13 protein-coding genes and 1 pseudogene are annotated in these 14497 nt (G+C 72.8%); 9 read left to right on the top strand and 5 right to left on the bottom strand.

Annotated elements, in window-relative coordinates; all coding sequences use genetic code 11:
- Positions 1-156 precede the first annotated feature (156 nt).
- On the top strand, positions 157-672 hold the full coding sequence (locus tag QUY26_RS26050; protein WP_289950731.1) for a DUF1203 domain-containing protein: 516 nt from the start codon (positions 157-159) through the stop codon (positions 670-672).
- Positions 673-691: 19 nt separating this feature from the next.
- Here QUY26_RS26050 and QUY26_RS26055 read toward each other — a convergent pair whose 3' ends face one another.
- The gene (locus QUY26_RS26055) at positions 692-1582 is read right to left on the bottom strand and encodes a LysR family transcriptional regulator (protein ID WP_289950732.1); all 891 of its coding nucleotides are present in this window, start codon (positions 1580-1582) and stop codon (positions 692-694) included.
- A 98-nt stretch (positions 1583-1680) separates the two neighbouring features.
- Between QUY26_RS26055 and QUY26_RS26060 the strand changes: the two genes are divergently transcribed.
- Positions 1681-2865: an MFS transporter gene (locus QUY26_RS26060; protein ID WP_289950733.1), complete on the top strand. Its 1185-nt coding sequence runs from the start codon at positions 1681-1683 to the stop codon at positions 2863-2865.
- 113 nt (positions 2866-2978) lie between these two features.
- On the opposite strand, the gene QUY26_RS26065 is transcribed toward QUY26_RS26060, so the two are convergent.
- Positions 2979-3176, bottom strand: a complete 198-nt coding sequence (locus QUY26_RS26065) for a hypothetical protein (RefSeq protein ID WP_289950734.1) — start codon at positions 3174-3176, stop codon at positions 2979-2981.
- 168 nt (positions 3177-3344) lie between these two features.
- Positions 3345-4364 (bottom strand): aspartate-semialdehyde dehydrogenase, encoded by a 1020-nt coding sequence (locus QUY26_RS26070; protein WP_289956035.1) that lies wholly within the window; start codon positions 4362-4364, stop codon positions 3345-3347.
- A gap of 237 nt (positions 4365-4601) precedes the next feature.
- On the opposite strand from QUY26_RS26070, the gene QUY26_RS26075 reads away from it, so the two are divergent.
- The 3 genes from QUY26_RS26075 (at position 4602) to QUY26_RS26085 (ending at position 7815) form a co-directional block, all read left to right on the top strand.
- Entirely contained in the window at positions 4602-5159 is a 558-nt protein-coding gene (locus QUY26_RS26075) for an RNA polymerase sigma factor (RefSeq protein ID WP_289956037.1), read from the top strand.
- Positions 5156-6019, top strand: coding sequence for a hypothetical protein (locus QUY26_RS26080; RefSeq protein WP_289950735.1), 864 nt, complete (start codon positions 5156-5158; stop codon positions 6017-6019). The genes QUY26_RS26075 and QUY26_RS26080 overlap by 4 nt, the downstream gene beginning before the upstream one ends.
- Positions 6020-6315: 296 nt before the next feature.
- Positions 6316-7815, top strand: coding sequence for a M28 family metallopeptidase (locus QUY26_RS26085; RefSeq protein ID WP_289950736.1), 1500 nt, complete (start codon positions 6316-6318; stop codon positions 7813-7815).
- Between the two features lie 116 nt (positions 7816-7931).
- On the opposite strand, the gene QUY26_RS26090 is transcribed toward QUY26_RS26085, so the two are convergent.
- Complete coding sequence (locus QUY26_RS26090) at positions 7932-11261, bottom strand: S8 family serine peptidase (protein WP_289950738.1); 3330 nt, start codon at positions 11259-11261, stop codon at positions 7932-7934.
- Positions 11262-11514: 253 nt separating this feature from the next.
- A complete protein-coding gene (locus QUY26_RS26095; protein WP_289950739.1) occupies positions 11515-12078 on the bottom strand; it encodes a CGNR zinc finger domain-containing protein in 564 nt (187 codons plus the stop codon).
- A gap of 127 nt (positions 12079-12205) precedes the next feature.
- Here QUY26_RS26095 and QUY26_RS26100 point away from each other — a divergent pair, with 127 nt between their 5' ends.
- The 4 genes and pseudogenes from QUY26_RS26100 to QUY26_RS26115 all read left to right on the top strand — a co-directional run.
- Positions 12206-12658: a VOC family protein gene (locus QUY26_RS26100; RefSeq protein WP_289950741.1), complete on the top strand. Its 453-nt coding sequence runs from the start codon at positions 12206-12208 to the stop codon at positions 12656-12658.
- Between the two features lie 47 nt (positions 12659-12705).
- Complete coding sequence (locus tag QUY26_RS26105) at positions 12706-13614, top strand: pyridoxamine 5'-phosphate oxidase family protein (RefSeq protein ID WP_289950742.1); 909 nt, start codon at positions 12706-12708, stop codon at positions 13612-13614.
- 41 nt (positions 13615-13655) lie between these two features.
- Positions 13656-14102: an NUDIX hydrolase gene (locus QUY26_RS26110; protein WP_289950743.1), complete on the top strand. Its 447-nt coding sequence runs from the start codon at positions 13656-13658 to the stop codon at positions 14100-14102.
- A 202-nt stretch (positions 14103-14304) separates the two neighbouring features.
- Positions 14305-14481 (top strand): annotated as a pseudogene (locus QUY26_RS26115) (Scr1 family TA system antitoxin-like transcriptional regulator); the annotation flags it as partial.
- Positions 14482-14497: the final 16 nt, after the last annotated feature.

Consider the following 14497-nt stretch of genomic DNA (forward strand, 5'->3'; position numbering starts at 1 on the left):
GTCTCCGTCGCGGTGTTCTCGACGATTGCGTCTGGTGAGGGCCGGGGCGGGGCGCCCCGCCCCTCAGCGCAGTGGCGTTCGCCCCTGGACGCAGCAGGGAAGTCCACGTCCGGAAACCGCCAGCCGGAACCCCCGCGCCCGCGTGAACCTGGCCCCATGAGCACCGCATTCACTCCACGAGCCATCACCCCCGACGCCCTCAAACAGCTCCGCGACACCGACGACGCGGGCCGCCCCTGCGTACCGTTCACCGACCCGGAGGGCGGCGACCCGCTGCGCTGCTGTCTGCGCCCCGCCCGCGCGGGCGAACGCATCGCCCTGGTCTCGTACGCCCCCCTGCGCCGCTGGGCGGCCGAGACCGGCGCCGAGCCGGGGGCGTACGACGAGCAGGGCCCCGTCTTCATCCACGCGGACCCGTGCGAAGGCCCGGAACTGGCGGCAACGCGCACGGAGTACCCGTACGCCAGAGCGGGCGCCCTGCGCGCGTTCCGCCGTTACGACGCGGGCGGCACCATCGTCGGCGGCCGACTCCTGGAGGTCCCCGAGGACACCACGGCGGGCTTCGACGAGGCCCTCACCGAGGCGTTCGCCGACCCGCGGGTCGCCCTCGTGCACGTCCGCGCCGTGGAGTACGGCTGCTTCCACTTCGAGGTCCGCCGCCCGACGGCCTGAGCCACAGGCAGCCGGACGGTCAGGCGGCCGGCGCCTCGTCGACCGCCCCCGCCTCGGCCACCGCCCGCGCGAACGCCCGCACCCGCGCCGTCTCCCCGTCCCGGTGCCACACCAGGCCGAGCACCGAGTCCGGCACCCCCTCCACCGGCACGAACACCACGTCCCGCCGCCCGTGGTACTCCGCCGTCGGACGGCAGAGCAGCATCGCGCCCCGGTCGGCCGCCACCAGCGTCAGCCCCTCCTGGAGCGTGCGCACGGCGGGCGCGGGCACGGCGGAGGGGGCCTGCGCCTCGCGCCAGTACGCGGGCGCGGGCGCCGCCGCCGAGATCAGCGGGACGTCCGCGAGCTCGGCCGCGGCGAGGGACGTACGGGACGCGAACGGATGCCGTACCGACACCGCCACCGTCTGCTGCTGGCGCGAGAACAGCGGACCGAGCACCAGCTCGGGCTCCGCCACCGGAAGCAGCACGATCGCCGCGTCCACGTCCCCCTGCCGCACCGCCCCGAACGGGTCCGCGAACGGCACCTCCACGATCTCCGTCACACACCCCGGATGCCGCTTCTGGAACGTCGTGATCGCCTCCATCAGACGCGCGTCCGCCGTCCCCTGGAACCCGAGCCTGATCCGGCCCGCCACGCCCCGCGCCGACTCCCGCGCCCGCCCCACCACATCCGCCAACTCCGCGTACGCGGGCCGCAGTTCCGCGTGGAACCGCTCGCCGAGCGGGGTCAGCCGCACCCGTCGGCTAGTACGCTCCACGAGGCGCGCGCCGATGCGCTGTTCCAGCGCGGCGAGCAGCTGGCTGACCCGGCTCTGCGAGATGTAGAGCCGCTCACCCGCGCGACCGAAATGCAGTTCCTCGGCCAGTGCGAGGAAACACTCCAGCTCCCGGACCTCGAGCCCACTCATACGCGTTCGCCCCGTCCCTCGATCGATGAGCCTCGCTCATTCAAGGATGAGAGGTTCGACGTTGTTCCCGGTGTCCGCTCGGGCGTTGGCTTGAGCCCATGAAAACCGTGACCGAAACCGCGCCGGCCCCCACCCGACGGCGGTCCCTGCCGCTGTCCGTCGTCGCCGTCGCGGCCGCCACCTTCTCCGTCGTCACCACGGAAATGCTGCCCGTGGGACTGCTCACCTCCCTGTCCGGCGGGCTGCACGTCAGCGACGGCACCGCCGGGCTCACCGTCACCCTGCCCGGCCTCGTCGCGGCCCTCGCCGCGCTCCTGCTCCCTGTCGCCGTCCGGCGCGCGGACCGCCGCGCCGTGCTGTGCGGCCTGATGCTGCTGCTCGGCGCCGTGAACCTGCTGTCCGCGCTCGCGCCGTCCTTCGCGGTGCTCCTCGGCGCCCGCATCGTCGTCGGCCTGTGCATCGGCGGCGTCTGGGCCGTCGCCGCCTCCCTCGCGGTCCGCCTGGTGCGGACCGAGTCCGTCGGGCGGGCCACCGCCGTGATCTTCAGCGGCATAGCCGTGGCGTCGGTGCTCGGCGTGCCCGCGGGCACGTTCCTCGGCGAACTCGCCGGCTGGCGCTGGGCGTTCGCGGCCGTCGCCGTGCTCGGCGTCGGCGTCGCCGTGCTGCTCGCCGCCGTCCTGCCCCCGCTCCCGCCCACCGAGCCGGTGCGGCTCGGCGTCTTCCCCGAGCTGCTGCGCGTGCCCCGGCTGCGGGTCGGCCTGATCGCCGTGGCGCTGCTCGTCGTCGGCCACTTCACCGCGTACACCTATGTGCGCCCCGTCCTGGAGCGGGTGCCCGACCTCGGCGCGGGCCTCGTCAGCGGGCTGCTCCTCGTCTACGGCGTCGCCGGGATCGCCGGCAACTTCCTCGGCGGCTCCCTCGCCGCCCGTGACCCGCGCCGCGCGCTCCTGCTGATCTCGGCGGCGCTCGGCGGCGTGATGCTCCTGCTGGTCCCGGCCGGGGGTTCGCTCGCCGTCTCGGTGCTGCTCCTGATCGCGTGGGGCCTGTCCTACGGCGGCGTGTCCGTGTCCTCGCAGAACTGGGTGATGGCGGCCGCGCCGGGCGCGAAGGAGGCGGCGTCCGCGCTGTTCGCGGGGGTGTTCAACGTGGCCATCGCGGTGGGCGCGCTGGCCGGGGGCCGGGTCGCCGACGGGATCGGCGTGACCGAGGTCCTGCTGGTCGGCGGCGGGCTCGCGGTGGTGGCGCTGGGGGTGGTGGCGGTGGCCCGGAGCGGCGAGGAGTGACGCGATAGCGAGGAGTCACGTCGCAGCGGGCGTGGCGCGACGACACCGCGCCCGTACGGACCTGGTCGGGGTCCGTACGGGCGCGGTGGTGTCCCGGGCCTGAGATCGTCAGGTCACGGGGCCAGGCAACCCGTGGCGGGGACCTCGGCGGGCACGCCGGGGCTGGCGACGTCGACGAGGCCGGTGACCTCCTGGACGGCGCAGTCGACGGTGGCTACGGGGTCCGGTACGGCGCTCGCCGGGGCGGCGAGCGCTCCGGCGAGGGCGAGGGTTCCGACGGCCATGGCGGCCACGGCGGTGATACGGCGCATGAACTTCCCTTGTGTGGTGCGGTTTGGTGCACCGGGGTACTGCCCGGACCCGCCCGGGCGGCATGCGCCGTTTCACTCATCCGTGGGCGATGAAACGATCCCCCGTGACCAGCGGGTTTCCCCGCAGTGGCCGTAACCGCGGCCGTGGCCGCGACGGAGGGCCGGGCCTCAGGAGCCCGACAGCTCCGCCGCCACCAGCTCCGCGATCTGCACCGCGTTCAGCGCGGCGCCCTTGCGGAGGTTGTCGTCGGAGATGAAGAACGCGAGGCCGTTCTCCACGGTCTCGTCGCCGCGGATGCGGCCCACGAAGGACTCGTCGCGGCCCGCCGCGACCAGCGGGGTCGGCACGTCGGTGAGGACGACGCCCTCCGCGGCGGCCAGGATCTCGGTGGCGCGCTCGGGGGACAGCGGCCGCGCGAAGCGGGCGTTGACCTGGAGGGAGTGGCCGGTGAAGACGGGCACGCGGACACACGTGCCGGAGACCTTGAGCTCCGGGATCTCCAGGATCTTGCGGGACTCGTGGCGGAGCTTCTGCTCCTCGTCGGTCTCGTTCAGACCGTCGTCGACGATCGAGCCCGCCATCGGGAGGACGTTGTACGCGATCGGCGCGACGTACTTGTCGGGCTCGGGGAACTCGGCCCGGTCGCCGCCGTGGGTCAGCTTCGGCGCGTCGTCGCCGACCTTCTTGACCTGCTGGAACAGCTCGTCGACGCCCGCGAGCCCGGAGCCGGACACGGCCTGGTAGGTGGCGACGACCAGCGAGGTCAGCTCCGCCTCCCGGTGCAGCGGCTTCAGGACCGGCATCGCGGCCATCGTCGTGCAGTTCGGGTTTGCGATGATGCCCTTGGGGCGGTCCGCGATGGCGTGCGGGTTCACCTCGGAGACGACCAGCGGCACCTCGGGGTCGCGGCGCCAGGCCGAGGAGTTGTCGATCACGACGGCGCCCTGCGAGGCGACCTTCTCGGCGAGCGCCTTGGACGTGGCGCCGCCCGCGGAGAACAGGACGATGTCCAGGCCCGTGTAGTCGGCCGTCGAGGCGTCCTCGACCGTCACCCCGTCCAGGACCGAGCCCGCCGAGCGGGCCGAGGCGAACAGGCGCAGCTCGTCGAGCGGGAACTTGCGCTCGGCGAGGATCTTGCGCATGACCGTGCCGACCTGACCGGTGGCTCCGACGATTCCGACCTTCACAGGGGTCCCTCCGTAGTTACGTGCCTGGCGTGCGGCAGTCTCCTGCCCGGGCGTGCGGACGTCCGGCCAGGGGCGCTGCCGCCGCCGCTCCATGATGCGTCTGTCCACGGCCGCTTTGTCCAATCCATTGTCCGAGGTGCGGGACGCCACATTCATGCGAACGTTTCGGCCCGCCGCGGCGTCCTAGGGGAAACGCGGGAACGCGCGGGAGGACGGGGAGGGCCATTGCTGCGCAGAATCACGCGCCGCGGACCACGCGGACCACGCGGTCAGGGGGGACCGGGGGGTCAGGAAGGACCTGAGGCCGCCGACCCGCTCGACCCGGCCCAGGAGGACCGGGTGCGGGCCGTCCTGTCCCTGGGCGGGGTGCCGCACGGGGAGCTGCAGGACGGCGTGCAGCAGGTCAGGCTGCGGCTCCTGGAGCGGGCCGCGAAGGGGGAGGGGGCGCCGCGGGACGTGTCCGCGTGGGCCGCGGTGGTCGCGTCGAACTGGGCGATGGACTTCCACCGCGCCCGCCGCCGCCAGGAGCGGCTCGGCGAACGGCTCGCCGCGCTGCGTCCCGCGGAGGCCGGTGCGGACGGCGCCGAGTCGCGGGTCCTCGCGCTGGCCGTGGCGCAGGGGCTCGACGCGCTGCCGGACAGCCAGCGCCAGGTCGTCGTGCTGCGCTTCTACGCCGACCTGCCGGTCCGGGACATCGCCGCCGAGCTGGGCATCCCGGAGGGCACGGTCAAGAGCAGGCTGCACGCGGCCGTACGGATGCTGCGGACGCGGCTGCACGAAGGAGAGGTGGTGTGACCGTGGCGCACGAGGAGAGTTACGACGCCGTCGACGCGCTGACGCTGGCGGTCACGGACACACCGGTGCCCGAGGGCGTGCGCGCCGACGAGCGGTTCATGGCCGAGCACGCGGCGGCGGTCGCCGATGTCGCGGTGCTGCGCGAACAGTTGCGGATCGTGGGGGAGACCCTGGCCCGGGGGCCGGGGACGCCGGGGACGCCGGGGACGCCGGGGGAGACGCTGGCGCGGGGGCCGGGGGAGACGCGAGCCCGTCCGGCCGCCCTCCCGTCGTCCGGCCCGCCCCCGGCCGCCCCCTTCCGCGAGCCCGGCGCCGCCCGCCGCCGCGCCGTGCTCGCCCTGGCCGCCGCGCTCGCCGCCGGAATGCTCGGCGGCCTCGTCTGGCTCGGGGCGAACGCCGGGACGGGGGACGGCGACATGGCCGGCGGCGACGGCGCGAAGCACGCGGCGCCGCACCTCTCCGAGGGGCCGGAGTCGGCCCCGGACGCCTCGAAGGCCCCGGACGAGGCTCAGGACGACTCGCACGGCAGCGGGGACAGCCGGTCGCGCGAGGGCTACGTCGCCTGCGCGCGGCTCATCGTCGAGGGCACCGTGCGCCGCGTCGACGCGCTGCCCGGCGGCACCCAGGACCGGATCACGCTCGACGTGTCCCGCTACCACAAGCCCGCCGAGGGCGAGCCGAGGATCACCTTCGTGATGGACGTGGACGTGGAGCCGCGGCTGCGGGCGGGTGACCGCGTGCTGATCGGGATCCCCAAGGGCGAGGCCATGCCCGACCTCTGGACGACGGGCGAGCGCATCGCCGAGGACCGGGCGTGGATCGAGAAGGCGCTGCCCGGAGCGCGCGGCACGAAGTGCTGAGCGACACGTTCCGGTGACGGAGCGGGCTGCCGGGGCGGAGGCCGGGGGGAGGAGGGAGGGCGGAAAGCCGTATTCCGGGTGGCCGTATCTGGAGTACTGAGTTCCGGTGACAACTGCGTGAAGGCGCGGTTGCGAACCCGGCGAATCCCCTGAACTGCGGTTTCGCCGGGCTAACGTCCTTCCACCGCTCGCCGTTGATCACCGCGGCACGCGGGCCGCGTACCCGACCAGTACCGCTCGCGTGCCCGACCACGGAGGTCACCGGCGCCGAATCGACCACGCAAGGAAGGACCTCCGTGCGCGCACCCCGCAGCCGGACCACGGCCGCTCTCGTCTCCGCGGCCGTCGCCGCCCCCCTCCTGCTCGCCGCCGCCCCGGCGGGAGCCCAGGACGCGCCCCGCGCCGCCGGGCACCACTCGACGCAGTCCGCGCAGGCGAAGAAGCTCGCCAAGAAGCTGGTGAAGAAGTCCACCGGCAAGGGCGCCTACCGCCACCTGGAGAAGTTCCAGGAGATAGCCGACGCCAACGGCGGCAACCGCGCCGCGGGCACCAAGGGCCACAAGGCGTCCACGAAGTACGTCCACGACCGCCTGAAGAAGGCCGGGTACAAGGTCTCGTACCAGGACTTCACGTTCTACGAGTCGAAGACGCTGCGCGAGAGCGCCGCGGTGCTCACGCCCGACGCGCGCAAGCTCGACGCCCTGGCGTTCGACTTCAGCAAGTCCACGCCCGAGGGCGGCATCCAGGCCCCCCTCGCCGCCGCCCGCGTCGACGACACCCCCGGCTGCGAGGCCGACGACTACACGTCCGACACCTTCACCGGCAAGATCGCTCTGGTGAAGCGCGGCACCTGCACCTTCGCCGAGAAGGAGGCCGCCGCGGCCAAGGCGGGCGCCATCGGCCTCGTCCTGTACAACCACTCCGGCGACCAGCCCGTGAAGGGCAACCTGGAGGTCCCGGCGAACGCGCACATCCCGGCCGTCGGCATCACCAAGGCCGAGGGCGAGAAGCTGGCCGCCGACCTCGCCAAGGGCGAGGTCAAGGTCTCCGTGGACGTCGCCACCCAGGCCGTACCGCACAAGACCCGCAACGTCATCGCCGAGACCCGCGGCGGCCGCGCCGACCGCGTCGTCGGCCTCGGCGCGCACCTGGACTCCGTGCACGAGGGCCCCGGCATCAACGACAACGGCTCCGGCTCGGCCGGTCTCATCGAGGTCGCCGAGAAGCTCGCCAAGGAGACCAAGGGCGGCAAGAAGCTGACCAACAAGGTCCGCTTCGCCTGGTGGTCGGCCGAGGAGCTGGGCCTGCTCGGCTCGGACCACTACGTCAAGTCGCTGTCGGCGAAGCAGAAGAAGAACATCAAGCTGTACCTGAACTTCGACATGATCGCCTCGCCGAACGGGGCGGAGCTCGTCTACGACGGCGACGACTCCGACAAGGTCGGCGAGGGCGCGGGCCCGGCCGGATCCGCCCAGATCGAGAAGCTGATCAACGACTTCCTCGACAAGAAGAAGGTCCCGCACTGGGGCACCGACTTCGACGGCCGCTCCGACTACGGGGCGTTCATCGCGAACGGCATCCCGGCCGGCGGCACCTTCACCGGCGCCGAGGGCCTCAAGACCGAGGAGCAGGCGGCGAAGGCGGGCGGCAAGGCCGGCCAGCCGTACGACCCGAACTACCACGGCGCGGGCGACACGCTGAAGAACATCGACCGCAAGATCTTCGCGACGAACATCGACGTCATCGCGCACGCGGTGGGCACCTACGCCCACGACCTCAGCTCCCTGAAGAAGTGAACCCGGCTTCTTGAAGGCCTGAGCGCGGGCCGGAACGACCGAACGGGGGCGGGCACCGAGTGCCCGCCCCCGTCCTCATGCCCTGACAGCGCGCCGGCGCCGTCAGGGCATCGGTGTCACGGCGTGACCTTCTCCACCGTCACGCTGCCCGTGCCGGCCACGGTCCCGCGCGCGTTCAGGAGGTTGACCTCGCCGAACAGGACGCGGCCCGCGGCGGCGGGCCCGCTCGCGACGACCTCCGCGGAGACGTCCGCGGACGCCCCGTGCGCGAGCTTGACCGTCTTCGACTCGTCGACCTTGATCTGGCCGAGCGAGTCGGAGAAGAACACGTCGCGGTAGTCGTACGCGGTCGACCCGGACGGGATCGAGTAGCCCACGACCTCGATGGTGTACTTGCCCGCGGCGGGCTTGGGCAGGCTCACCGACTCCTCGGAGTCGCCGTCCGCCGAACTGCCCACGGGCACGCCGTCCTTGAGGACCGTCAGGTCCAGGTCGGCGGCGGCGTCGGCGGTGGCGCCGATCGCCACGTCGAGCCGCTCGGTGCCCGCGGGCACGTCGACCGTCGTGGTCTGCTTCTCACCCTGCTTGATGGTGGGACGCGCGGTCGCGGCCGAGCCCAGCGTGCCGCCCTTCAGCTTGCCGTCGACGGCGGCGTAGTTGTTCGTCGCCTTCCAGGTGACGGGCGCGGCCTGGCCGGACTTGGCCTCCGCGAGCTTCTGCGGCGCCGGCGCGAAGGACACGCCGAGCGCGGCGACCTGAAGCTTGTACGGGTTGTCGAGCAGCGGCGACGTACGGCGCGACTCGACCTCGATCTCCCAGACGCCCGGCGTCGGGTTCGCGTACGAACGCAGGTCGGGGCGGCAGGTGTTGTCCGGGTTCGGGAAGTTCGGGTAGCAGACGAGCGAGGACGTCGACTCGGCCGGGACGCCGTACGGGTGGACGGAGATGAACCGCGTCTGGCTCTTGTCCTTCAGACCGCCGAGCGCGACCTCCAGGGTCTTCGCGCCCTTCGGCACCGTCACGAAGAGGGACTTGGTGCCGTTGCGCTGCACCGAACTGGTCGACGAGGTGGTGAAGGACGGCTTGGCGAGGTCCTTGGCCACGACGACCGTCGTCATGATCTGGTGGTCGATGCCGCGGGTGCGCTTGTCGTTCACGGTGAGCACGGCGCTGGAGACGCCGTAGGACTTCGGCTTGGCCTGCACCTTCACCGTCACGGCCGTGTTCAGGGGCAGCAGCACGTCGTCGTCGCCGACCAGGCGGAAGGTCTTGCCGTGGTTGCCCGCGAAGGCGAGCTTGTGCATGACCGGACGGGCCGGGCCCGTGGTCCGCTTGATGGTGACCTTGTAGGTCTTCTTCTGGCCCTTCTTCAGGCCGCCCTCACGGTCGTACAGGCCGGTGCCGGGCTTCTTCAGCTCCTGCTCCAGGGCCGTGTCGACGGGCGCCTTGACCGTGTACTGGTGGGCCTTGGCGCCGCCCTTGATGGCGCGCCAGGCGTCCACGACGTCGATCAGGCCGGTGCCCTGCGCGTAGGCCTGCACGCCCGGGATGCGGTGGGCGGTCGAGGTGAGCGCGGTGCGCAGCTTCGCCGGGGTGAGGTCGACGCGCTGCTGCTTGGCGGCGCTGAGCAGGAGCGCGGAGGCGCCCGCGGCCTGCGGCGACGACATCGACGTGCCGTTCAGCATCGAGTAGCCGGCCGGGAGCTGGTAGCCCGCCTCGGCGACCGGGGAGCCCGGCAGCCAGGTCTGCGTGGTGTTGATGGCCGAGCCCGGTGCGGTCACCAGGGGCTGGAAGCCGCCGTCCTCACGCGGGCCGCGCGAGGAGAAGTTGAACATGTCGTACTTCTTCTTCACCGCGGAGCCGTAGTTGGCGGCCCAGGTCTCCTTGGAGACCGAGGCGCCCACGGAGACGACGTGGTCGGCGAGGGAGGGGTCACCGATGGTGTTGGCGCCGGGGCCGGAGTTGCCCGCGGAGATCACCAGCTGCACGCCGTAGGTGTCGATGAGGCGCTTGTACAGCTCGGCGCGCGCGTTGTTGCCGTCGTTGAGCGCGGGCAGGCCGCCGATCGACATGTTGACGATGTCGACGCCGCGCTTCGTCACGAGGTCGATCATGCCCTCGGTGAGCGCGACGTTGGTGCAGCCGCCGGTCCAGGTGCAGGCGCGCGAGGACACCAGCTTGGCGCCGGGGGCGGCGCCGTTCATCCTGCCGCCGAACAGCTTGTTGGCGGCCGTGATGCCCGCGACGTGCGTGCCGTGCTCGGACTCGATGAGGCCGATGTTCACGAAGTCGGCCTTCTTGCCGACCCAGTCGCCGCCGTACGGGTCCGTCGGCACGTCCTTGCGGATCTCCACGACGAACGGCACGCGCTCGGCGACGTCGGTCGCCGGGTCGTCCTTGCCGAAGTAGCCGACCTGGTGGTTCTTGCCGTAGGGCTTCATCGGCTTGTCGTCCGAGAAGTCCTTGTTGTCGTTCAGGTCGACGCGGACGGTCCCGGCGGCCGGGTCGTACAGGACGCCCCAGGTGTCGGTGGTGTCGCCGTCCCGGTTGAGGTCGCCCTTGGCGTCGCCGCCGGTCGTGGCGGCTTCGCGGAAGCGGCTGATCTGGTACGAGCCCGCGGGGGCCTTCCAGGAGTCGCCGTCGAACGTGAACGTGGGCCCGGACACCGGATTCGTCATCCGGCGCCAGGTCGCGTCCGCGTCCACGATCGGGTCGGTCGCCGTCACCCAGTCGGTGATCTTGCGCTCGCCGGTGGTGGTCTTCTGCAGCGCCGGGTGGCCGAGGTCGACGCCCGAGTCGAGGATGCCGATGGTGATGCCGCGGCCGTCCGCCTTCGGGTTCTTCTTCACGAAGTCGACGGCGCCCGTCTCGAAGGACGGGTTGTACGGGTTCTTGGCGGGCGTTTTCTTGTCCGGCGCCGGGTAGGCGGCCCGGCCCGCTGCGGACTTGGCGCCCTTGGGGCTCTGCGGCTTCGGGTCGTCGAGCTCGATCTCGTGCCGCAGGTCGATGGCGTGCACGGAGCTGAGCTTCGCCGCGGCCTTGATCGCGGCGTCGGCGCGCGCGGTCGGGACGGTGGCGCGGACGTAGCCGAGCTTGTCGTAGGTGCGGCCGACGGAGCCGCCCTTGACGGCGTCCAGCTCCTTGGCGGCCTGCTCGGTCGCGCCGGGCGCGGTGGCGACCATCATCGTGACGGTCTTCTCGCCCTCCGCCTTGGCGTCGGCGAGCAGTTCGGCGTCCTGGGCGCCGAGCTTCGCGGCGGCGTCCTTGGGCGCGGGGGCGGCCGGGACGGGGGAGGGGCCGTCGGCGGCGAAGGCGAGCGGGAGCGGGGCCGCCGCGCAGAGAGCGGCGGCCACGCCTATCGCGGTGGCGAGGCGGGCGGTCCGTCTGGCGCGGTCGCCGCGTCTCGCGCCCTGGGGCGCGTGGTGTGGATCGAGGGTCATCAGCATCCCTGTACGTGAAGATCGGCTGGTCGAGCCGATGCAGCTATGGCGTCTCCCCAGCTCGAACGAAGTCGCGAGCTCGGAGAGGGTCCGGAATACGGGGCCGGATGACCGCTCAGCCTTACGTAAGGGGTGCCTGTTTGGGGAGAGTTGCCCGGGGCCGGAATGGCCCGGTGGCGTACTTCCGCCATACGCCATCGGGAACAAGGTGCACCATAACGGGACTTGACGCCCCGCGCCGCGCCCGGCTGCCCCGTGACTAGCTGTCCCGCGACCGCGCGTAGTGACGGGACGCCTTCGCGCGGTTGCCGCACACGGCCATCGAGCACCAGCGCCGGGTGCCGTTCCGCGAGGTGTCGAAGAAGTGCAGGACGCACGCCTCGTGGGCGCAGCCGCGGATCCGGTCGGGGGCCGTGGTGAGCAGCTCCAGGTAGTTGCGCGCGGCCAGCCACGCCGGCCCCCACGAGGGATCCGCGAACTCGGCCTCCTCGCCCGGCCCCTCCGGCGTCAGCGTCGCCCGGACCCTGCCGTGCGCGAGGACCGCGTCGACGCGGGCCACGGCGTCCGGGGCGCCGCCCGGCTTCCCCGGCAGGTCGACGAGCCCGGCGAGGGCGTCGCGGGCCCGCAGCAGCCGCTCCAGGGTGCGCCCGTCGGCGGTGAACCGCCCGTCGAGTCCGTTCGCCCCGAGCCAGACGGCGAGCCCTTCGCTGTCCGTGAGCAGGTCGGCGCGCACTCCGTCCTGGACCCAGCGGGTGTTGAGGAGGTCCAGGGAGAGGGGTTCGCCGGTGAGGGGGCGGGGGTCGGGCGGGGTGGTGGCGGGCATGGGGGCTCCCTTCAGCGCTAACCAGTCAAGAGTAAGTGACCGGTTGACCTCTCTGATCTATAACCTCTAACCTGAATTTAGAAGGTTAGCCCCCACGGGTGGGCCACCCCTGTCGAAAGGCGGCACGATGCCTCCGCACGCCCCGCGCACGGGCCACATCGGCCTGAGCGTCACCGACCTCGACCGCTCCCTCGCCTTCTACCGCGATGTGATCGGCCTCGAAGTGATCACCGAAGGCAAGGAGGAGGGCCGCCGATTCGCCTTCCTCGGCCACGCAGGGGCGATCGCCTTCACGCTCTGGCAGCAGGCGCAAGCCCCCTTCGAGCGCGGCCCCGCGGGCCTGCACCACCTCGCCTTCGAGGTCGACACGATCGACCGGGTCCGGGCGTGCGAGGCGGAGCTGCGGGCGTACGGAGTGGAGTTCGCCTACGACGGCGTCGTGCCGCACGGCGAGGGCGCCGGATCCGGCGGGATCTTCTTCCACGACCCGGACGGCATCCGCCTGGAGATCTACGCTCCGACCGGCGCCGAGTCCGCGCAGGCGCCCGTGGCGGCGGCGCCGACCTGCGGCTTCTTCTAGACCGACCCGCTAGACCGACCCGCGGCTTCTTCGAGGAGGACGGCCCTGTGGACACCACGTACACCCCGCCCGATCCCTACCACCCGGGCTCGCGCGCCGTGCAGGACCGCGTCGGCGTCCGCGAACTCGCCGACCACGTCGGCAGATCCATCGGCCCCGGCATCCGTCCGGTGGCCGCCGCGTTCCTCGAACTCCAGCCGATGCTGGTGATCGGCGCGGCGGATCCGGTGACCGGGCGGGTGTGGGCGTCGCTGCTCACCGGCGAGCCCGGATTCCTGCGGGCCACGGGGCCGCGTCAGCTGTCGGTGGCGGGCGGCCCCGTGCCGGGGGACCCGCTCGCCGCCGCCCTGGCGGTGCCCGCCACCCCCGTCGGCACCCTCGCCCTCGACCCGCGCACCCGGCGCCGGATGCGGCTCAACGGCCGGTCCCGGCCGACCCCGCGCGGCCTGGCCGTCGAGGCCGACCAGGTCTTCTCGAACTGCCCCAAGTACCTGGTGCAGCGCAGCCTCCTGGGCGCCGCCCGCCCTCCCGCGACCCGCCCCCGCACCACCCGGGGCACCGCGCTCACCCCCGCGCAGCAGGACGCGGTCGCGGCCGCCGACACCTTCTTCCTCGCCACCGTCCACGAGCGCGGCGCCGACGCGAGCCACCGGGGCGGCAACCCCGGCTTCGTGCGCGTCCTCTCCGCCCACGAGCTGGAATGGCCCGACTACCCGGGCAACGCGATGTTCCTGACGCTCGGCAACCTCGCCCGGGACCCCCGCGCGGGCCTGCTCTTCCTGAACTGGACGACGGGCACCGCGCTCCACCTCACGGGCACCGCCCGCACCCACTACGCCCCCGACGGCCCCCGCACCGTCCGCCTCACCCTCACCGAAACCCACGAGACCACCGCCGCCTCCCCGTGGACCTGGTCCGCCCCTGTTCCCTCACCCGCCAACCCACCACTCCGGTAACAGGACGTGCCTAACCCCTGAACGCGGTCTAACGTCGGCCCGTGCACAAGGAACTGCGGGTGGCGGCCTACGCCGTATGCGTACGCGACGGGTCCGTGCTGCTCGCCCGCTGGATCGCGGGCGACGGCAGCAAACGCTGGACGCTGCCCGGGGGCGGCATGGACCACGGCGAGGATCCGTACGACACGGTGATCAGAGAGGCCGACGAGGAGACCGGCTACACCGTCGAACCCGTCGCGCTCCTCGGCGTGGACTCGCTGCGCCGCCGCTACCCGAGACGCCTCGGCGCGGTGGCGGACTTCCACGGCGTGCGCATCGTGTACGAGGCCCGGATCACCGGCGGCGCCCTCCGCCACGAGACGTCGGGCTCGACGGACCTGGCGGCGTGGCACCCACTCGACGCCGTCGCCGCGCTGGACCGCGTGAGCCTGGTCGACGTCGGCCTCACGCTCTGGCGGGACCGCCCGGTTGCCGGGCACGTGTCGTAGCGCCACGGACCCCACTTCCTTCCGCGGTGGCGCTCCGTGCCCCGGTGCCGCCGTCGCGGGGGTGGTGAGTGCAGGCGCAGCGGCGAACGAGCGGAATCCCGCCGCCGTGCGGCAGTGACGCGCCCTTGGTCCGGCGGCACTCGCGAGGGAGGTCCCTGTAGCCCGGACGCCGGGCGAGCGCGCATGCAGCGGACATGGTCGATACCGGCCTGGACGCAAGCTGCATGCGCTCCTGTGGGAACCCTCCTTGCGATCGCTGATCCGCCCGCCATCCGTGCTGGTCGCCCGGCTCGACCGCCTCACGGGCATGCTCGGTACGGACACGGTCGAGCTGGGCGTCGTCCCCTTCACCGCGTCCGTGAAGATCGTGCCCGCCCATGCTCCGGGGCCTTGCT

The sequence above is a fragment of the Streptomyces flavofungini genome (genome assembly GCF_030388665.1).
GTDB classification, from domain to species: Bacteria; Actinomycetota; Actinomycetes; order Streptomycetales; family Streptomycetaceae; genus Streptomyces; species Streptomyces flavofungini_A.